Annotated in this window: 19 protein-coding genes; 11 read left to right on the top strand and 8 right to left on the bottom strand. The window is 65.9% G+C overall.

Going from position 1 to position 19595, the window contains the following annotated elements; genetic code table 11:
* Positions 1-6 precede the first annotated feature (6 nt).
* Entirely contained in the window at positions 7-1815 is a 1809-nt protein-coding gene (lpdA, locus tag NMB40_RS15440) for a dihydrolipoyl dehydrogenase (RefSeq protein ID WP_494358979.1), read from the top strand.
* Between the two features lie 64 nt (positions 1816-1879).
* Here the strand turns inward: lpdA and NMB40_RS15435 are convergent, their stop codons facing one another.
* Entirely contained in the window at positions 1880-2695 is an 816-nt protein-coding gene (locus NMB40_RS15435; protein WP_494358978.1) for a hypothetical protein, read from the bottom strand.
* A 492-nt stretch (positions 2696-3187) separates the two neighbouring features.
* On the opposite strand from NMB40_RS15435, the gene NMB40_RS15430 reads away from it, so the two are divergent.
* From NMB40_RS15430 to glmU, 10 genes are all read left to right on the top strand, one after another.
* Positions 3188-3556, top strand: a complete 369-nt coding sequence (locus NMB40_RS15430; protein WP_176472592.1) for a hypothetical protein — start codon at positions 3188-3190, stop codon at positions 3554-3556.
* 31 nt (positions 3557-3587) lie between these two features.
* Entirely contained in the window at positions 3588-4382 is a 795-nt protein-coding gene (gene atpB, locus NMB40_RS15425) for a F0F1 ATP synthase subunit A (protein ID WP_068854103.1), read from the top strand.
* A 63-nt stretch (positions 4383-4445) separates the two neighbouring features.
* On the top strand, positions 4446-4748 hold the full coding sequence (atpE, locus tag NMB40_RS15420) for a F0F1 ATP synthase subunit C (protein ID WP_068854102.1): 303 nt from the start codon (positions 4446-4448) through the stop codon (positions 4746-4748).
* 111 nt (positions 4749-4859) lie between these two features.
* Positions 4860-5330 (top strand): F0F1 ATP synthase subunit B, encoded by a 471-nt coding sequence (locus tag NMB40_RS15415; RefSeq protein ID WP_068854101.1) that lies wholly within the window; start codon positions 4860-4862, stop codon positions 5328-5330.
* A 3-nt stretch (positions 5331-5333) separates the two neighbouring features.
* Positions 5334-5861 carry a F0F1 ATP synthase subunit delta gene (locus NMB40_RS15410; protein ID WP_448143610.1) on the top strand — a complete coding sequence of 176 codons (528 nt, stop codon included), beginning with the start codon at positions 5334-5336 and terminating at the stop codon, positions 5859-5861.
* Positions 5862-5905: 44 nt separating this feature from the next.
* Positions 5906-7453, top strand: coding sequence for a F0F1 ATP synthase subunit alpha (gene atpA / locus NMB40_RS15405; protein ID WP_068854099.1), 1548 nt, complete (start codon positions 5906-5908; stop codon positions 7451-7453).
* Between the two features lie 80 nt (positions 7454-7533).
* Positions 7534-8397: a F0F1 ATP synthase subunit gamma gene (gene atpG, locus NMB40_RS15400; protein WP_068854098.1), complete on the top strand. Its 864-nt coding sequence runs from the start codon at positions 7534-7536 to the stop codon at positions 8395-8397.
* 38 nt (positions 8398-8435) lie between these two features.
* Positions 8436-9842 (top strand): F0F1 ATP synthase subunit beta, encoded by a 1407-nt coding sequence (atpD, locus tag NMB40_RS15395; protein WP_068854097.1) that lies wholly within the window; start codon positions 8436-8438, stop codon positions 9840-9842.
* Positions 9843-9844: 2 nt separating this feature from the next.
* Positions 9845-10267 carry a F0F1 ATP synthase subunit epsilon gene (locus NMB40_RS15390; RefSeq protein ID WP_282247247.1) on the top strand — a complete coding sequence of 141 codons (423 nt, stop codon included), beginning with the start codon at positions 9845-9847 and terminating at the stop codon, positions 10265-10267.
* A gap of 134 nt (positions 10268-10401) precedes the next feature.
* Positions 10402-11766, top strand: a complete 1365-nt coding sequence (gene glmU / locus NMB40_RS15385; protein ID WP_494358977.1) for a bifunctional UDP-N-acetylglucosamine diphosphorylase/glucosamine-1-phosphate N-acetyltransferase GlmU — start codon at positions 10402-10404, stop codon at positions 11764-11766.
* Between the two features lie 24 nt (positions 11767-11790).
* Here glmU and NMB40_RS15380 read toward each other — a convergent pair whose 3' ends face one another.
* From NMB40_RS15380 to NMB40_RS15350, 7 genes are all read right to left on the bottom strand, one after another.
* A complete protein-coding gene (locus NMB40_RS15380; protein WP_448143609.1) occupies positions 11791-13146 on the bottom strand; it encodes a sensor histidine kinase in 1356 nt (451 codons plus the stop codon).
* Positions 13143-14486, bottom strand: coding sequence for a sigma-54-dependent transcriptional regulator (locus tag NMB40_RS15375; protein ID WP_494358976.1), 1344 nt, complete (start codon positions 14484-14486; stop codon positions 13143-13145). Before NMB40_RS15375 ends, NMB40_RS15380 begins: the two co-directional genes overlap by 4 nt.
* A 77-nt stretch (positions 14487-14563) precedes the next feature.
* The gene (locus NMB40_RS15370; protein WP_494358975.1) at positions 14564-14974 is read right to left on the bottom strand and encodes a PDZ domain-containing protein; all 411 of its coding nucleotides are present in this window, start codon (positions 14972-14974) and stop codon (positions 14564-14566) included.
* Position 14975: 1 nt separating this feature from the next.
* Complete coding sequence (locus NMB40_RS15365) at positions 14976-16196, bottom strand: ABC transporter permease (protein ID WP_095362999.1); 1221 nt, start codon at positions 16194-16196, stop codon at positions 14976-14978.
* 16 nt (positions 16197-16212) lie between these two features.
* Positions 16213-17514, bottom strand: a complete 1302-nt coding sequence (locus NMB40_RS15360) for an ABC transporter permease (RefSeq protein ID WP_282247241.1) — start codon at positions 17512-17514, stop codon at positions 16213-16215.
* 11 nt (positions 17515-17525) lie between these two features.
* The gene (locus NMB40_RS15355) at positions 17526-18245 is read right to left on the bottom strand and encodes an ABC transporter ATP-binding protein (RefSeq protein ID WP_068854090.1); all 720 of its coding nucleotides are present in this window, start codon (positions 18243-18245) and stop codon (positions 17526-17528) included.
* A gap of 32 nt (positions 18246-18277) precedes the next feature.
* Positions 18278-19546 carry an efflux RND transporter periplasmic adaptor subunit gene (locus NMB40_RS15350; RefSeq protein ID WP_494358974.1) on the bottom strand — a complete coding sequence of 423 codons (1269 nt, stop codon included), beginning with the start codon at positions 19544-19546 and terminating at the stop codon, positions 18278-18280.
* Positions 19547-19595 lie beyond the last annotated feature (49 nt).

The following is a 19595-nucleotide window of genomic DNA, read 5'->3' as shown; positions in this document are numbered from 1 at the left end:
AGAACAATGGCCGCTATTGAAATCAAGGTTCCCGACATCGGCGATTACAGCGCGGTGCCGGTGATCGAACTGCTGGTCGCCGTGGGCGACACGGTGAAGAAGGACCAGGGCCTGGTCACGCTGGAATCGGACAAGGCCACCCTGGAGATGCCGTCCTCGGCGGCCGGCGTGGTCAAGGAAATCAAGGTCAAGCTCGGCGATACGCTGTCCGAGGACGACGTGGTGGTGGTGCTGGACGCCGAAGGCGCCGCTGCCGCACCGGCCGCGCCTGCGGCTGAAGCGCCCAAGGCCGCCGCACCGGCCAGCAAGCCGCCGGTGACCCCGTCGCACCGCGCCCCGGCCGAGCCGGCCGCGCCGCAGCCGGCGCTGTCGTCGGGCAAGCCCGCTGACATCGAATGCCAGATGGTGGTGCTGGGCGCGGGCCCGGGCGGTTACACCGCCGCGTTCCGCTCGGCCGACCTGGGCGTGGATACCGTACTGATCGAGCGCTACGCCAGCCTCGGCGGCGTGTGCCTCAACGTGGGCTGCATTCCCTCCAAGGCGCTGCTGCATGCGGCCGCAGTGATCGATGAAGTGGCCCACGCGGGCGATTTCGGCGTGGAATTCAGCGCGCCCAAGATCACCCTGGACAAGCTGCGCGGCTACAAGGAAAAGGTGGTCACCCAGCTGACCAAGGGCCTGGCCGGCATGGCCAAGCAGCGCAAGGTACGCACCGTGCAGGGCGTGGCCACCTTCGTCTCGGCCAATGAGCTGGAAATCGTCGGCGACGACGGCAAGACCCAGCTGCTGCGCTTCCAGCAGTGCATCATCGCTGCCGGTTCGCAGGCGGTGAAGCTGCCGAACTTCCCGTGGGACGACCCGCGCGTGATGGATTCGACCGACGCGCTGGAACTGGCCGACATTCCCGGCTCGCTGCTGGTGGTCGGTGGCGGCATCATCGGCCTGGAAATGGCGACCGTGTACGCGGCGCTGGGCAGCAAGGTGACCGTGGTGGAGTTCATGGACCAGCTGATGCCCGGTGCCGACAAGGACCTGGTCAAGCCGCTGGCTGACCGCCTGAAGAAGCAGGGCGTCGAGGTCCACCTGAAGACCAAGGCCTCCGGCGTGAGCGCGGACAAGAAGGGCATCACCGTGACCTTCGAAGCCGCTGCCGAAGGCGAGAAGCCGGGCCTGGAGCAGGGCACCTTCGACCGCGTGCTGGTGGCCGTGGGCCGCTCGCCGAACGGAAAGAAGATCGGTGCCGACAAGGCCGGCGTGGGCGTCACAGAGCGTGGCTTCATTCCGGTGGACCGCCAGATGCGCACCAACGTGCCGCACATCTTCGCCATCGGCGATATCGTCGGCAACCCGATGCTGGCCCACAAGGCCACGCACGAGGGCAAGCTGGCCGCCGAAGTGGCCTCCGGCGAGAAGAAGGAGTGGGTGGCGCGGGTGATTCCGTCGGTGGCCTACACCAACCCGGAAATCGCCTGGGTCGGCGTGACCGAAACCGAAGCCAAGGCGCAGGGCCTGAAGGTGGGCGTGGCCAAGTTCCCGTGGGCCGCCAGCGGCCGCGCGATCGGCATCGGCCGCACCGAAGGCTTCACCAAGCTGATCTTCGATGAAGAAACCCACCGCATCATCGGCGGCGCGATCGTCGGCGTGCATGCCGGTGACCTGCTGGCCGAGATCGGCCTGGCGATCGAGATGGGCGCCGAAGCCGAAGACATCGGCCACACCATCCACGCCCACCCGACGCTGAGCGAATCGGTGGCGATGGCCGCGGAAATCTACGACGGCACCATCACCGATCTGTACATTCCGAAGAAAAAATGATCCAAACAAAAAACCCGGCCAACGCCGGGTTTTTTGTGCGGTAACACACCAACCAACGGTTGGATCAGAACATGACGCTGATGCCTGCAACCGGGCCCTTGAACTCCTGCTTCAGGCCGATGGTGCCATCGCTGCCGGTCTGGTCGACGTCCAGCTTGAACCAGTCGTAGCCGGCGAAGATGCCGAAATTATCGGTGAACTTGTAGTCCACGATCACGTTGGCGCGGGTCAGGTCGCCGTCGTAGTCATCGAAGTTGCCCCACTTGGTGTTGAGGTACTGGCCCTGCGCGGTGATCATCCACTTCTCGGACGGGGTCACGGTGAAGCGGGCGCCCACCACCGGCGCCACGCCGTCGGCCTTCTCGTCCAGGAACTGGCCTTCGTACACGGTGCCCAGGTCGGCATAGGCCTTGGTGCTCACCTTGGCGTACTCCGCACCCAGCTGCAGGCCCAGGTCGAACTTCTCGGTGTCCACCACCGAGTAGTCATACACCAGGCTGGCCACCTGGTACTTCAGTTCGCCCTTGACGAAGCTGCCGGCCGGCACGGTTTCACCGCCGAAGCTGATGCCGTCATCGAGCGTCTCGCGGCGGTCCTTGTCGTACTTGAAGTAGTTGAAGATCAGGCGCTGGCGGTCGCTGATGCGGAACAGGCCGTCGATGCGCGGCTCCCACTCCTTGCCACCCAGCTTGAAGTCTTCCGAGAAGCCCACGTCCTGGCCGAGCACCGTGGTGTTGCCGCGAATGGTGTTGTCCGAATCGATGTTCATCGCACCCAGGCGCAGCGCGAAGCGGTCGTCGCCCTCGGCGGCGCTTGCGGACGTGGCGTGGGTGAGCGCGGCCATGGCCAGCGGCAGGGCGAGCAGGGGAAGCAGACGCATCGTGGGTGTCCTTGCAGTGATTCAATGAAGTGGAATCACTGTGCCGCACCGTCGCGTCCACCATTCGTGAACGTATGGTGGACGTCGTGTGTACCGTTCATACGACAGGTGGCCGAACAGTGCGCCCGATCACGTTGCGGCGGCACTGCGGTGCGAGCCGGAAAAAGGCGGCCCCGGAGAGAGCTCGGGGCCGCCCGGTACCGGCCTGCTTCAGGGGCGTCGACGAGGATCGAATTGGCAGGCCCACGCCTATGACCGGGCCCCGCGACCAAAGTTCAATATGGTGCGGCGCGACATGAATTGGGGCCGCCACTGGTGGGATCGGGACCCCTTCCGGGCCAAAATCTGTGGCGATGCAGCAACTTGCGACGCCCGGGATGAACAGGCGCAGGTTGTCTCGCAAATTGTCCCGTTGCTATAATTTGGCGGCTCGACGGGGCATAGGCAGTTCCAGCCCCGGTCACCCCTCCCACAACCATGCAGGACATACGTGTGCTGAACTCCGTTGACGCGGGTCGGCGACTGATGCTGCGCGCAGCGGTGTATCCGCTGGCCGCAGTGGCTGTCCTGGCCCTGGTGCTCCTGCTGCTGGCAGGCCCGAAGTACGCGCTTGGCGCGCTGGCCTCGGGCATCGCGGTATCGGCAGGTGGCTGGGTCGCGGCGCGGATGGCGCTGGGGGGCGGGGTGCAGGCGGCAGGTTCAGCGATGTCGCGGCTGATCCTGGCGGTAGTGGCAAAGTGGGCGCTCGTATTCGGTGTCCTGGCGGTGGGTTTCGTGGTCTTCAAGCTGCCTGCATTGGCGCTGCTGGCCGGAATCGCCGTCGGACTGATGTTCCAGGTCCTGGCTCTGGCCAGGCGCTGATCCAATTTATTTAACTCAAGGTTCCGGACACATGGCAGGCGAGGCGCTTACACCCACCTCCTACATCCAACATCACCTGCACAACCTGACGTTCCACATGCAGGAAGGTGGTTTCTGGGCAATTCACGTCGACACCATTGTGACTTCGGTCCTGATGGGTTTGTTGATGGTGTTTGGCTTCTGGATGGCCACCCGCAAGGCCACCGCCGGCGTGCCGGGCAAGTGGCAGGCGTTCGTGGAAATCTGCCTGGAGTTCGTTGACCGCCAGGCCAAGGACACCTACCACGGCACCAGCAAGCTGGTGACCCCGATCGCGATCACGATCTTCTTCTGGATCCTCCTGATGAACCTCATCAAGATGATCCCGGCCGACTTCATCGCCCTGCCGCTGGAAGCGCTGGGTATTCCGTACTGGAAGCCGGTGCCGACCGCCGACGTCAATGCCACCCTGGGCATGTCGATCAGCGTGTTCTTCCTGATGCTGTTCTTCGCGCTGCGTGCCAAGGGCCTGGGTGGCTTCACCAAGGAATTCCTGACCGCGCCGTTCGGCAAGTGGATGATGCCGTTCAACCTGATCCTCAACATCGTCGAGTGGCTGAGCAAGCCGATCTCGCTGGCGATGCGACTGTTCGGCAACATGTTCGGCGGCGAAATCGTGTTCCTGCTGATCTGGGTGCTGGGCAGTGCCGGCATCATGGGCGCCATCGCAGGCGGTGCCTTCGGCCTTGGCTGGATGCTGTTCCACCTGCTGGTGATTCCGCTGCAGGCCTTCATTTTCATGATGCTGTCCATCGTGTACCTGAGCCTGTCGGAAGACGCTCACTGAGTTTCCGCTTCACCCTTCATCCGTTTCATTACCCTTAGCTACTTAAGTTTCCGGAGATAACCCATGTACTTTGCCGTCCTGACCAACCTCGCCCAAGTCCAGAGCTCCACCGTCCTCGCCGTCGGCATCATGATCGGCCTGGCCGCGCTGGGTGCCGGTCTCGGTCTGGCCATCATGGCCGGTAAGTTCCTGGAATCGGCTGCCCGCCAGCCGGAACTGATCCCGGTGCTGCAGGTCCGCATGTTCATCACCGCCGGCCTGATCGACGCCGCGTTCATCATCTCGGTCGCCGTCGGCCTGCTGCTGGCCTTCGCCAACCCGACCATCGCTGAGTTCGTGACCCGCCTGCCGCCGGTTGCCGGCTGATCCAGCGAAAGCGAAACGATCAGGCGCCTTGAGCGCCTGATCGCGGATGAAGGAACGGATGCGCCGCTCCTGCGGCGCCTCCACCCCATCACCCCAGATTGAGCGAACCCCATGGAAATCGGTTTTACCCTCGTTGCCCAGGCACTGGCGTTCGCCGGTCTGATCTGGATCATCGCGACCAAGATCTGGCCGCCGCTGATGAACGCCATCGAAGAGCGCCAGCAGAAGATCGCTGAAGGGCTCGCTGCTGCCGACCGCAGCCAGAAGGATCTGGCCCAGGCGCAGGAAAAGGTCAACGAAGCACTAAAGGATGCGCGCACCAAGGCCAACGAGATCATCGACCAGGCCCATGCCCGCGCCAACCAGATCGTTGATGCTGCCAAGAATGAAGCCATCGTCGAAGCGAACCGCCAGAAAGAACTGGCCCACGCCGAGATCGAACTGGCCGCCAACCGTGCCCGCGAGGATCTGCGCAAGCAGGTGTCCGTGCTGGCCGTGACCGGTGCCGAAAAGCTGCTCAAGCGCGAAATCGACGCCAACGCCCACAAGGCGCTGCTCGACGAGCTGGCCTCGGAGATCTGATCGATGAGCCAGGCCCTCACGCTTGCACGCCCGTATGCCCGCGCCGCGTTCGCGACCGCGCGCGACGAAGGCACGTTCGCGCCGTGGTCGGACGCGCTTGCGTTCTCCGCCCACGTAGCCGCCGATCCGCGCGTGTCGGCCCTGCTGTCGAACCCGGAGCTGGGCCGTGACGATGCCGTCGCGTTGCTGGCCCCGGAAACGGCAGGCGAGTCGTTCGGTCGCTTCCTGGCCATCCTGGCCGATGCGCACCGTCTGCCGCTGCTGCCGGAAATCGCAGGCATGTACGACCAGCTCCGCGCTGAAGCCGAACACGTGGTGAAAGCCACGGTGACCTCGGCCGCCGAGCTGTCCACCGCTGAGCTGGACGCCATCAAGGCCGCGCTGCGCAAGCGCTTCGGCCAAGAGGTCGACGTCACCACCGCCATCGATGCGTCGCTGATCGGCGGTGCGGTGATCGACGCTGGCGACGTGGTGATCGATGGCTCGCTCAAGGGCAAGCTGTCGCGCCTGCAGACCGCGCTCGCTAACTGAATTCATTTAACGTCCGGCGACATCGCCGGCACTAGGACTTGACGATGGCAACCACGCTCAACCCCTCCGAAATCAGCGAACTGATCAAGAACCGCATCGAGAAGGTCAAGCTGGCCGCGGAATCGCGCAACGAAGGCACCGTGACCAGCGTGTCCGACGGCATCGTGCGCATCTTCGGCCTGGCCGACGTGATGCAGGGCGAAATGATCGAACTGCCGAACAACACCTTCGCCCTGGCCCTCAACCTGGAGCGCGACTCGGTCGGCGCCGTGGTCCTGGGTGGCTATGAGCACCTGCGCGAAGGCGACGTGGCCAAGACCACCGGCCGCATCCTGGAAGTGCCGGTCGGTCCGGAACTGCTGGGCCGCGTGGTCAACGCCCTCGGCGAGCCGATCGACGGCAAGGGTCCGATCGCTGCACAGGCCACCGCGCCGGTGGAGCGCGTTGCCCCGGGCGTGATCTGGCGCAAGTCGGTCGACCAGCCGGTGCAGACCGGTTACAAGTCCGTCGACTCCATGATCCCGATCGGCCGCGGCCAGCGCGAGCTGGTCATCGGTGACCGCCAGACCGGCAAGACCGCCCTGGCCATCGATGCGGTGATCAACCAGAAGGACACCGGCATCAAGTGCGTGTACGTCGCGATCGGCCAGAAGGCCTCGACCGTGGCCAACATCGTGCGCAAGCTGGAAGAGAACGGCGCCCTGGCCCACACCGTGGTCGTGGCTGCCACCGCGTCCGAATCGGCTGCCATGCAGTACATCAGCGCCTACTCGGGCTGCACCATGGGTGAGTACTTCATGGACCGCGGCCAGGATGCCCTGATCGTGTACGACGACCTGTCCAAGCAGGCCGTGGCCTACCGCCAGATCTCGCTGCTGCTGAAGCGCCCGCCGGGCCGTGAAGCCTACCCGGGTGACGTGTTCTACCTGCACTCGCGCCTGCTTGAGCGCGCCGCCCGCGTCTCGGAAGAGTACGTGGAGAAGTTCACCAACGGTGCCGTCAAGGGCCAGACCGGTTCGCTCACCGCGCTGCCGATCATCGAAACCCAGGCGGGCGACGTGTCCGCGTTCGTGCCGACCAACGTGATCTCGATCACCGACGGCCAGATCTTCCTGGAAACCGACCTGTTCAACTCGGGCATCCGCCCGGCCGTGAACGCCGGTATCTCGGTGTCGCGCGTCGGTGGTGCAGCCCAGACCAAGATCATCAAGAAGCTGTCGGGCGGCATCCGCATCTCGCTGGCCCAGTACCGTGAGCTGGCTGCGTTCGCGCAGTTCGCCTCGGACCTGGACGAAGCCACCCGCAAGCAGCTTGAGCGCGGTCAGCGCGTGACCGAGCTGATGAAGCAGAAGCAGTACGCCCCGATGTCGATCGCCAACCAGGCGCTGTCGATCTACGCCGTCAACGAGGGTTACCTCGACGACGTGCCGGTCAACAAGCTGCTGGCCTTCGAAGAAGGCCTGCACGCCCACTTCGCCAACACCCAGGGCGAACTGGTCGGCAAGGTCAACGCCACCGGCGGTTGGGACAACGACATCGAAGCGGCCTTCAAGAAGGGCATCTCCGAGTTCAAGACCACCGGCAGCTGGTAAGCCGCTTCGTGGGGCGGGGAGTGTTTCCCCGCTGCGCAAACGACAAAGCGGGGCATGGCCCCGCTCTACGGGAATAAGAGATGGCAAGCGGACGCGAAATCAAAACCAAGATCAAGAGCGTGCAGAACACCCGCAAGGTGACCCGCGCGCTTGAAATGGTCTCGGCCTCCAAAATCCGCAAGGCGCAGGAGCGGATGAAGACGTCGCGTCCGTATGCGCAGGCGATGAAGCAGGTGATCGGCCACCTGGCCCAGGCCAGCACCGATTACCAGCATCCGTTCCTGGTCCAGCGCGACGAAGTGAAGCGCGTGGGCTACATCGTGGTCTCTTCCGACCGCGGCCTGGCCGGCGGCCTGAACAACAACCTGTTCCGCAAGATGCTCGGCGACGTGCGCGAGTGGCAGGACAAGGGCGCCGAGATCGACCTGGTGACCATCGGCCAGAAGGCGTCCACCTTCTTCCGCCGCGTCAAGGTCAACATGGTCGGCAGCGTCACCCACATGGGCGACGTGCCGCACCTGGAACAGCTGATCGGTGTCATCAAGGTCATGCTCGATGCCTTCACCGAAGGCAAGGTCGACCGCGTGTACCTGGTCTACAACCGCTTCATCAACACGATGACGCAGAAGGCCAGCTTCGACCAGCTGCTGCCGTTGCCGGCGGCCGAGAAGCAGGTTGCACACCACGACTGGGATTACCTGTACGAACCCGACGCCGCGACCGTGCTGGAGCACGTGATGACGCGTTACGTCGAATCGCTGGTGTACCAGGCAGTGCTGGAAAACGTCGCGTCCGAGCATGCAGCCCGCATGGTCGCGATGAAGTCGGCCAGTGACAACGCCAACAAGCTGATCGGAACCCTGCAGCTGGTCTACAACAAGGCCCGCCAGGCAGCGATCACCCAGGAAATTTCGGAAATCGTCGGCGGCGCGGCAGCAGTCTGACGCGCGCAGTCAAAGCATTTAAATTAGAGGATGCAGCAATGAGTCAGGGCAAGATCGTTCAGATCATCGGCGCCGTCGTCGACGTGGAATTCCCCCGCGAGTCGGTGCCGAAGGTGTACCACGCGCTGAAGGTGGACAACACCGAAATCACGCTGGAAGTGCAGCAGCAGCTCGGCGACGGCGTGGTCCGTTGCATCGCGCTGGGCTCCACCGACGGCCTGAAGCGCAACCTGGTGGCCACCAACACCGAACGCGCCATCTCGGTGCCGGTCGGTGCAGGCACCCTGGGCCGCATCATGGACGTGCTGGGCCGTCCGATCGACGAAGCCGGTCCGGTGACCGCCAGCGACAGCTGGGAAATCCACCGTGAAGCGCCGTCGTACGAAGACCAGTCCCCAGCTACCGAGCTGCTGGAAACCGGCATCAAGGTCATCGACCTGATGTGCCCGTTCGCCAAGGGCGGCAAGGTCGGCCTGTTCGGCGGCGCCGGCGTCGGCAAGACCGTCAACATGATGGAACTGATCAACAACATCGCCAAGGCGCACAGCGGCCTGTCCGTGTTCGCCGGCGTGGGTGAGCGTACCCGTGAGGGCAACGACTTCTACCACGAGATGAAGGACTCCAACGTCCTGGACAAGGTCGCGATGGTGTACGGCCAGATGAACGAGCCGCCGGGCAACCGCCTGCGCGTCGCGCTGACCGGCCTGACCATGGCCGAGTACTTCCGCGACGAGAAGGACGAAAACGGCAAGGGCAAGGACGTGCTGCTGTTCGTCGACAACATCTACCGCTACACCCTGGCCGGTACCGAAGTGTCGGCACTGCTGGGCCGCATGCCGTCGGCCGTGGGTTACCAGCCGACCCTGGCCGAGGAAATGGGCGTCCTGCAGGAGCGCATCACCTCGACCAAGAACGGCTCGATCACCTCGATCCAGGCCGTCTACGTGCCGGCCGATGACTTGACCGACCCGTCCCCGGCGACCACCTTCGCCCACCTGGATTCGACCGTGACCCTGTCGCGTTCGATCGCCTCGCTGGGTATCTACCCGGCGGTGGATCCGCTGGATTCGACCAGCCGCCAGATGGACCCGCTGGTCATCGGCCACGAACATTACGACACCGCCCAGCGCGTCCAGCAGACCCTGCAGAAGTACAAGGAACTGAAGGACATCATCGCCATCCTGGGCATGGACGAACTGTCCGAAGAAGACAAGCAGGCCGTGTCGCGCGCCCGCAAGATCGAGCGCTTCTTCAGCCAGCCGTTCCACGTGGCCGAAGTCTTCACCGGCTCCCCGGGCAAGTACGTGTCGCTGAAGGACACCATCCGCGGCTTCAAGGCCATCGTCGACGGCGAATACGACCACCTGCCGGAGCAGGCGTTCTACATGGTCGGCAGCATCGAAGAAGCGGTCGAGAAGGCCAAGAAGATGGCTGAGAAGGCCTGATCATGAGCACCATCCGTTGCGACATCGTCAGCGCCGAGCAGGAAATCTTCCGTGGTGAAGCGACTCTGGTCGTGGCTACGGGTGAGCTTGGCGAACTGGGCATCGCGCCCAAGCACGCCCCGCTGATCACCCGGCTCAAGCCGGGCAAGGTGGTGGTCACCCTGACCACCGGCGAACAGCTCGACTTCGCCATCTCCGGCGGCATCCTCGAGGTGCAGCCGCAGGTCGTGACCGTGCTGGCCGACACCGCGATCCGCGCACAGGACATCGACGAATCCTCGGTCCGCAAGGCCAAGGAAGAAGCCGAGCGCATCCTGGCCAACCGCGGCGAAGCGATGGAAGTGGCCGAAGCCCAGCAGAAGCTGGCCGAAGCCGTGGTCCAGCTGCAGGCGCTCGAGCGCCTGCGCAAGACCCTCAAGCACTGAGTTCCAGCGCTTACCGCTGCATGCGACAACGCCGGCTTCTGCCGGCGTTGTTGTTTTCGGGCCCCGGAAAGGCGGCACGTTGACGGCCGGCGTTCTAGAATCGCAGCCAACACCTCCGATCACGTTCCCGCCCCATGACCCAAGCCCTGCACGTCATCATCCTCGCCGCCGGCGCTGGCAAGCGCATGAAGTCCGACCTGCCCAAGGTGCTGCAGCCGATTGCCGGCCGCCCGATGCTGGCGCACGTGATCGATACCGCGCGCCAGCTGCGCCCCGACGCCATCCACGTGGTGTACGGCCACGGCGGTGAGGCGGTGCGTGCCGCCTTTGCCGACCAGCCGGACCTGCAGTGGGCCGAACAGACCCAGCAGCTGGGCACCGGCCACGCCGTGCAGCAGGCCATGCCGCAGGTGCCCGATGCCGCCACGGTGCTGGTGCTGTATGGGGATGTGCCGCTGATCCGGGTCGATACCCTGCGCCACCTGCTGGCCCAGCCGGGCCGCCTGGCCGTGCTGGTGGCCGACATGCTCAACCCGACCGGCTATGGCCGGATCGTGCGCAACGCCGAAGGCAAGGTCGGCGCCATCGTCGAACAGAAGGACGCCAACGACGAACAGCTGGCGATCCGCACCATCAACACCGGCATCATCACCGCTGACTCCACCGCGCTGCGCACTTGGCTGTCGCAGCTCTCCAACAGCAATGCGCAGGGCGAGTACTACCTGACCGACGTGTTCGCCTCGGCAGCGGCGGACTACACCCCGGCCGACATGGCCTTCGTTGCCGATGCCCAGGAAGCCGAGGGCGCCAACGATCCCTGGCAGCTCTCGCAGCTGGAACGTGCCTGGCAGCTGCGCGAGGTGCGCGCGTTGTGCACGCAGGGCGCGCGCGTGATCGACCCGGCGCGCCTGGATATCCGGGGCACGGTCACGGTGGGCCGCGATGTGCAGATCGACGTCAACGTGATCCTGGAAGGCACCGTTGAACTGGGCGACGGGGTCAGCATCGGCCCCTTCACCCGGCTCAAGGACGTCAAGCTGGCCGCCGGCACCGTGGTCAAGCCGCATTGCGACCTGGACGGCGTGGTGAGCGAAGGCGCGGCCGACATCGGCCCGTTCGCGCGGCTGCGCCCGGGCACCGTGCTGGCCGAAGGCGCGCACGTGGGCAACTTCGTGGAAACCAAGAAGGTCCACGTGGGCGCGGGCAGCAAGGCCAACCACCTCACCTACCTGGGCGATGCGGTGATCGGCAGCAAGGTCAACATCGGCGCCGGCACCATCACCTGCAACTACGACGGCGTGAACAAGTCGCAGACCACCATTGGCGACAACGCCTTCATCGGCTCCAACAGCTCGCTGGTGGCCCCGGTGACGATCGGGCAGGGCGCAACCATCGCGGCCGGCTCGGTGATCACCCGCAACGCACCCGAAGGTGAATTGACCGTCGCACGCGCCCGCCAACAGACCATTGAAGGCTGGCACCGCCCAACCAAACGGTAGGTACCCACCGTTGGTGGGTACGCTTTACGCCGGCAGGAAGATGGACACGCACAACCCGCCCTCGCGGCGGTTCTGCAGCGACACGCGGCCACCGTGGGCTTCGACGATTTCGCGGGTGAGCGCCAGGCCCAGCCCGGTGCCATTGCGCTTGGTGGAATAGAACGGCATCAACGCGTTCTGCAGCACCGCCTCGTTCATGCCCTTGCCGCGATCCAGCACCTCGATACGCAGCCACTGCGGCAGCCGGGTCAGGCGCAGCTCCACGTCATCGTTGGGCGGCTCGGCTTCGCTGCACGCCTCATGCGCGTTCTTGAGCAGGTTCAGCAATGCTTGGCCGAGCTGGGCGATGTCCACCCGACCCTGCAGGTCGTCGGGAATCTCGTCCATGCGGAACGGAATCTGCAGCTGCAAACCGGCCAGGAACTGTTTCCACTGCACGTTCTGCAGCTGCGGCTGCGGCAGCTTGGCAAAGCGCGCGTAGCCGCGGATGAAGCCTTCCAGATGCCGTGAACGGTCCTCGATGGTGGCGAACACCTCTTCCAGGCGCTCGGTCTTGCCGCGCCGGACCAGCTCGCCGCCCGAGTGGGCCAACGATGCAATCGGCGCCAGCGAGTTGTTGAGTTCGTGGCTGATCACCCGGATCACCTTCTTCCAGGTCTGCACTTCCTGCCGCCGCAGCTCGGCGGTGAGCAGGCGGATCAGCAGCAGATCGTGCGGGCGGCCGTTGAGATGGAAGCTGCGCCGCGATAGGTGGTAGACCTGCTCGTCATCCTCATCGGCCTCGTCATCCACGTCCCCCGGGCCGCGCACCGCGAACAGGCTGTCGCCGCCGCGCTCGATGGCATCGCGCAGCTCCACCGGCATGGTCTCCAGCACGTTCTGCATGGCCTGGCCTTCCAGCTTCCAGCCGTTGTGCAGAAGCTTGCGCGCGGCCAGGTTGGAGAACATCACGCGCTGCACGCCGTCGCCGCCGTTGGCCAGCAGCAGCATCGATACCGGCGTGTTCTGCACCATGGTGTCCAGCAGCAGTTCGCGCTGCACCAGCCCCTGTCGCTGTTCGCGCAGCACATCGCCCAGCTCGCGGTGCGCCTGCACCAGGTCGCCCAGCTCATCGTTGCCCGGCCAATACACGCTGAAGTTGTATTCGCCATCGCGGTAGCTGCTGGTGGTGCCCGACAGCGCCCGCAGCAGCGAGCGCACCGGTGCGGTGGCGCGGCGCAACGTCCACCACATCAGCACCAGCAGTGCCACGGTCGACACCAGCGTCACCAGCCAGCCGCGGTCCATCCAGTACGCCAGCAGCCACGGCCCGGCCGCAGCCAGCGCCAGCACCGGCAGCAGGCGCAGGAACAGGCGGAAGGTGAACGACGTGCGCTTCATTCGCGCGGAATACCGTAGCGGTCCATGCGGCGGTAAAGCGCCTGACGGCTCAGGCCGAGTTCGGCTGCAGCCTGGGCGATGATGCCGTGGCTGTGTGAGAGCGCCGATTCGATCCGGCTGCGGTCCGGATCGGCCGTCGGCGTGGCCGCACGCGGCGCGGCGGCGGCGCGCGGCAGGTTCAGGTCGCCCACTTCAATGCGCGGCCCCTGCGCAAGCAGGCCGGCGCGCTGGATCACGTTGCGCAGCTCGCGCACGTTGCCCGGCCACGCATGCCGCTGCAACGCGCTGGCCGCGGCATTGGAGAGGGGCTTGCCATCGCCCAGGAAACGTTCGGCCAACGGCAGGATGTCGCCCGGGCGCTCGGCCAACGGCGGCAATGCCAGCTCAACGGTGTTGAGGCGGTAGTAGAGATCTTCGCGGAACTGGCCATCGCGGATCATCGCCGGCAGGTCGGCGTTGGTCGCGCTGATCACACGCACCTTCACCTGGCGCTCACGGTTGGAGCCCAGGCGCTCGAAACGCCCGGTTTCCAGCACGCGCAGCAGCTTCATCTGGCCGCCCAGCGACAGGTTGCCGATCTCGTCGAGGAACAGCGTGCCGCCATCGGCGGCCTCGAACTTGCCTTCGCGCGCCTTGTTGGCGCCGGTGTAGGCGCCGGCCTCGGTACCGAACAGTTCGGCCTCGATCAGCTCGGACGGAATGGCGCCGCAGTTCAGCGCCACGAACGCGCCCTTGGCCACCAGCGAGTTGGCCTGGATGATCTCGGCGATCTTCTCTTTGCCTGCGCCATTGGGCCCGGTGATCAGCACCGGCAGCTCCGAGCGTGCGACCTGGCAGGCCAGGTTCACCACGCGTTCGCTGGCCGGGTCGGCCACCACCGCGCCGCGCAGGTCATAGCGCGCTTCCAGCGCGCTGCGGTCACGCTGTTCTCGTGCACGGCGGCGGTCGAGCTCACGCCGGGTTTCAGACAGCTCCAGCAGGTTGTTGACCGTGGTCAGCAGCTTGCGGTCATCCCACGGCTTGGCCAGGTAATCGGCGGCGCCGGCCTTGACCAGGTCCACCGCGCTGCTCAGGTGGGTCCAGGCGGTGAGCAGGATCACCGGCAGGTCCGGGTGGCGGGCGCGGATCTGCTGGAACAGCGCCTCGCCTTCCTCACCGGAGGTGGTGTCCTCGGTGAAATTCATGTCCTGGATGATCAGGTCCACCGGCTGCTGCTCCAGCAGCGCCAACCCTTCGTCTGGCGACAGCGCGTGCACGGCGTCGATGTCGTGCAGCGAGAACAGCACCTCCAGCGCGGTCGCCACGCTGGCATTGTCGTCAATGATCAGGATCGAAGGCATGCGGCAACGAAGGACCGGAAAGTAGGCAGAGAGTACCCGAGCGCCGGGCCCACCGGCAGGGTGGGCCCGGAAACGGCTTACGGGCGGTCCGGCGGGGACGGTGGCGCCGGGGGCCGCGGCGGCGGCGGCGGTTGCACCGCGCGCCATGCCGCCGTGGGCACGCTGACCACCTGGTCGCGCCCGGCGCGGCGTACCGTGACCGGTACGCTGGCCTTGTCGCTGGCCGACAGCGCGTCGGTCAGCTCGCCCACCTTGTGCACGGGCACGCCGTCCACGCGCAGTACCTCGTCACCGGCCTGCACGCCGAAGCGGCCGACCGGCGTGGCGGCGGTGATGCTGACCGTGCCCTGCCCGGACTCGATGGTCAGCCGCGCGCCATCCTGGCGCCAGTCCATGCTGGACGATTCGGTGCGGGTGCTTTCGGCGCAGGCCGTGGTGCTGACCAGCAGCAGTGCAGCGAGCGCGATGCGGATCGAAGGGCTCGTCATGTCATGCACTCCGGGTCGCAACGGCCGGCGGCACCGCGGCCGCGCGATGGGCCGGGCCGAACACCGCCACCTGGCCCAGCAGCCACAGCAGCACCGCGCCGATCGGCAGGTAGGTGATCGGCATGCGCGGCAGCTCGTAGGCACCCATCAGCCACAGGTTGATCGAGTACGCCAGCAGCATGCCCAGCACGATACCCACCGTAGCCAGCAGGAAGTTCTCGGTCTGGAAGTAGCGCAGGATCTGGCCGCGGGTGGCGCCCAGCGCACGGCGGATGCCGATCTGCTTGGTACGCTGCTGCACCCAGAAGCTGGCCAGGCCCACGATGCCCAGCGCGGTGACCACCAGCAGCGCCACGCACACCGTGATCAGCAGGCCGACCATGGCGCGGTCGTTCTGGAAGTACTTGGTGCGCTGTTCTTCGTAGGTGAGCTTGGCACGCACCATGCGGCTGCTGTCCACCTTCTCCAGCGCGGCCACGGCGGCGGTGAGCACTTCCTGGCGGCGCGCCGCGTCGGTTACCCGGATCAGGTACGTGCCCATATCGTAGTTGACCCGCACCGGCAGGATCATCGAATAGCCGGTGTCGGACTCCACCGTCACCGGGCGCGCCAGTTCCTTCACCACGCCCACGATGCGCAGCGGCATGCGCCCGCTGTAGATCGTCTTGCCGATGGCCTGGCCATCCGGGAACAACTTGGTGGCGGCCTTGCTGCTCAGGATCACCGCCGAACCGCGTTGCTCGATGGTGGCGTCTTTCTCCACGTCTTCCAGGTTGGCGAACTCGTCGCCCTCGAAGTCGCGGCCGGCCACCAGCTGCAGGCCCATGGTATCCAGCGTACCTTCCATGGAGAAGTACTGCGCGGCGTTGAAGTTGGGGCGTTCCTGGTCGGGGATCAGCGACAGGCTGGTGTTCCAGGAGTTGCGCCGGAACGGCAGCTGGTTGATCGCCACTGCGTTCTTGACCCCGGGAATGGAACGCAGCGCGGCCAGGTCCTCACGGGTACGCGCGGTGGCGTTGACCTGCTTGCCGATGCCGCCCAAGCGCACTTCCAGCAGCTCCTGTTCGGCAATGCCGCTGGGCTGGTTGATCTTTTCCAGGCGCTGGCCGATCAGGAACAGCGCGTTGCAGACGATGGCGCAGGTGAGCGCGATCTCCAGCACGATGAGGGCGGCGGCGGTCTTGTGCCGGCGCAGCGTGCTCAGGATGGGTCGGATATCCATGATGTGCTCCGGATCCTTACTGCGATTTGAGTTGGATGGCGGGGGTGACCTGCATGGCGCGCAGCGCCGGCAGGAAACCGGCCAACAGGCTGGCGGCCAGGGTCAGGCCGAAGGTGAGCAGCAGCATCTTGCCGTCCAGCGTGGCCAGCTTGGCGTAGTCCACCGGCTGCTGGCGCACCGCATACAGCCCCAGCAGGGCCAGGCCAAGGCCCAGAACGCCACCGGCCAGGCCGACGGTGCCCGCTTCAACCAGCGACTGCAGGAAGATCTGCCCGCGGCTGGCGCCCAGGGCACGGCGCACGCCGATTTCGCCGCTGCGGCGCAGGAACTTGGCCAGCAGCAGGCCCACCGTGTTGATCAGGCACACCGCCAGGAAGCCCAAGGCCAGCCACAGCTGCAGGCGCACATCGCTGGGCACCACCTGCTTGAAGTCCAGCCACTCCATCACGTTGCGCAGGCGCACGTTGGACGGGCGCTGGAAGCGACCGGCGGCCTTCTGCTGCGCCGAATAGTTCTCCAGGTAGGCGCGGTAGTCGGCGGCATCGGCCGGCGAGGCCAGTTCCACCCAGTACTGCATCCACACGCACGGTGCGTTGAGCGCGGTTTCCTCGCCGTTGGCGTTGTCCCAGCAGTTCATGTTGCCGTTGCGGCCGAACTTCAGGTCCAGGGCGGTGAACACCGGCACGAAGATGTCTTCGCTGTCGCCGTAGCGGCCGGTTTCCAGGTCGTAGAAGTGCGGGTTGGGATTCCATTCGTCCAGCACGCCCACGATGTTGAAGGTGTGCCCATCCATGCGCAGTGGCTTGCCCACGCTGTTCTGGCCATTGAACAGTTTTTCGTTCAGCGCCTTGGAGATCACCGCCACGCGGCCACGGCCTTCGTCCTGGTCGGCTTTCCAGCCCTGGCCGTACTTGAACGGTGCATCGAACATGGTGAAGAAGTCGGTGGAGGTGTAGCGCGCGTCGGTGTCGAACGGGCGCAGCGTGCTGTTGTCCGGCTCAATCGTGACCCCACCGCCGGTCATCAGCACCTGGTGCTTGGCCTTCTTTTCGCGCAGCAGGGTTTCGCCATCGAAGCGGGTGACCTGTTCTTCCGGCTCTTCGCTGGGCTGGTAGCCGATCATCGGGCGCGGATCGACCTGCACGTTGAACAGGCGGTCGCTCTTCTGCGGGATCGGGTCGCCCGACAGTACATGGAACACGGTCAGGGTGGTCATGGAGGCGCCGATGCCCAGCGCGATGGCGATCACCATCAGCGCGGTCAGCACCTTGTTGCGCCGGAAGCTGCGCAGGGCCAGTCGGAAATAGTAGGCGAGCATGGTGGCGGGCCTCAGTCGTTGAGCGTGGCGACGGCAACGCGCGGGGTGGCCAGCACCGGTTCGCGCACCAGGTCGGTGGCCTGGCCATCGACGATGTGCACGTTGCGCTGGGCACGTGCGGCCAGTTCCGGGTCGTGGGTGACCATGACGATGGTGGTGCCGGCGGCGTTGATCTCTTCCAGCAGTTCCATCACCCCACGGGCCATCTGGCTGTCCAGGTTGCCGGTCGGTTCGTCGGCCAGCAGCAGGCGCGGGCTGCCGGCCAGGGCGCGGGCGATGGCGGCGCGCTGCTGCTGGCCGCCGGACAGTTCGGAGGGGTAGTGCTTCATGCGCGAGCCCAGGCCCACCTGGCCCAGCGCACGTTCGATGCGCTGCTTGCGTTCGCTGGCCGGCATGCCGCGGTAACGCAGCGGCACATCGACGTTGTCGAACAGGTTGAGGTCGGAGATCAGGTTGAAGCCCTGGAAGATGAAACCGATCTTCTGGTTGCGCAGGCGGCTGCGGGCGTCGTCGCCCAGCTTGCTCACGTCCTGCCCATCGAGCATGTAGGTGCCGCTGGTGAAGGTCTCCAGCAGGCCGGCGATATTGAGGAAGGTGGTCTTGCCCGAACCGGACGGGCCGGTCACTGCAACGAACTCACCCTCGCGCACGTGCAGGTCCAGCGAACGCAGGGCATGGGTTTCCACCTGTTCGGTGCGGAATACTTTGGCGACCGAGCGCATCTCGAGCATGGCTGTTTCCTTGGTTGGAGAGGTGAGGGTGATCAGTTGATGGAGACGGATTCGGCATCGCCGAACAGTTCGGCGCCGGAGACGACCACGCGGTCGCCGGGACGCAGGCCGGACAGGACTTCCACTTCGCCCAGGCTGCTGACACCCAGCTGCACCGGACGGCGGATCGCGGTATCGCCATCCATGACGTAGGCCTGGCCGTTGCCCTGTTCCACGAACGGACCACGCTCGACCTTGATGACGTTGCGGCGGGTATCGAGCACGATGCGCGACTGCATGCGCTGGCTCTGGCGCAGGCCCTGCGGCTGCTTGTCGGTGAAACGGATGCGGGCATTCACTTCGCCGGCCACCACTTCGGGCGACACCGCGCTGATCTCGCCCGGGAACGGCTGGCCGTTGCCGCTGGTGAGCTGGGCCGGAATGCCGATCGACAGGTCGCGGGCAAAGCTCTCCGGCACCTTGATTTCGATTTCGAAGCGCGACAGGTCGACCACGCCCAGGATCGGCGCGTTGGCCGCCACCTGGGTGTGCTGGGTGGCCTGCACCTGGCCCACCTGGCCATCGAACGGCGCACGCAGGGTCAGTGCGTCCACCTGGCGCTGCACTTCCTCCACCACCGCGCGCTGGCGGTCGGCCAGCAGGCGCTTGTTGCGGGCGTCCAGGTCGGCGCCCTGGCCCTGCAGGCGGGCGTCGGTCTGGGCGTTGGCCAGCGAGATGTCGGCCTTCTTCAGGCTGTCGTTGGCCTTGGCCAGGTCGATCTGCGGCACCGCGCCGCCGTCATAGCCGCGCTGGTAGCGCTGCAGGTCGCGCTCGGCGGCCTGGCGTTCGATGCTGGCCTGGTCGGTTTCCTTGCTGGCCTTGGCCCGGGCCAGGGTGGCATCGAGCACGGCGCGGCTGGCTTCGGCTTCCAGCCCGGCCAGGGTGGTGCGCTCCTGGGCCAGCTTGCTGCGCAGCTCGGGGCTGTCGATCACCGCCAGTTCCTGGCCCTTTTTCACCACGTCGCCGGCCACCACCTTCAGGTCCACCGTGCCGGCCGAGATCGCGTACAGGATCGGGCTGTTGGCGGCGATCACCCGGCCATCGGCGGCCAGGTCGCGGACCAGGTCGCCCTGCTTGACCTCGGCGATGCGCACCCGCGCGCTGTCGAAGGAGCGGCTGGCACCGAGCCAGGCGCGGGCGGCGAAGACGATGGCCAGCAGCACCACCAGCGCGGCGATGCCCGGCCACAGCCAGCGCTTCCACGGCGCGGCCGTGCCCGGGGTGGAGAGGGTCTGGTCCTGTGCGGAAGTGTCGCGGATCATCGGGCTCGTTCGCGGTTGGGTTGCGGTAGTTGCTGTATGCAAAGCACAC

The sequence above is a fragment of the Stenotrophomonas sp. FBCC-B152 genome, from assembly GCF_059134105.1.
Note: the sequence above shows the minus strand (reverse complement) of the source record. Positions and strands in the feature narration are given on the sequence as shown.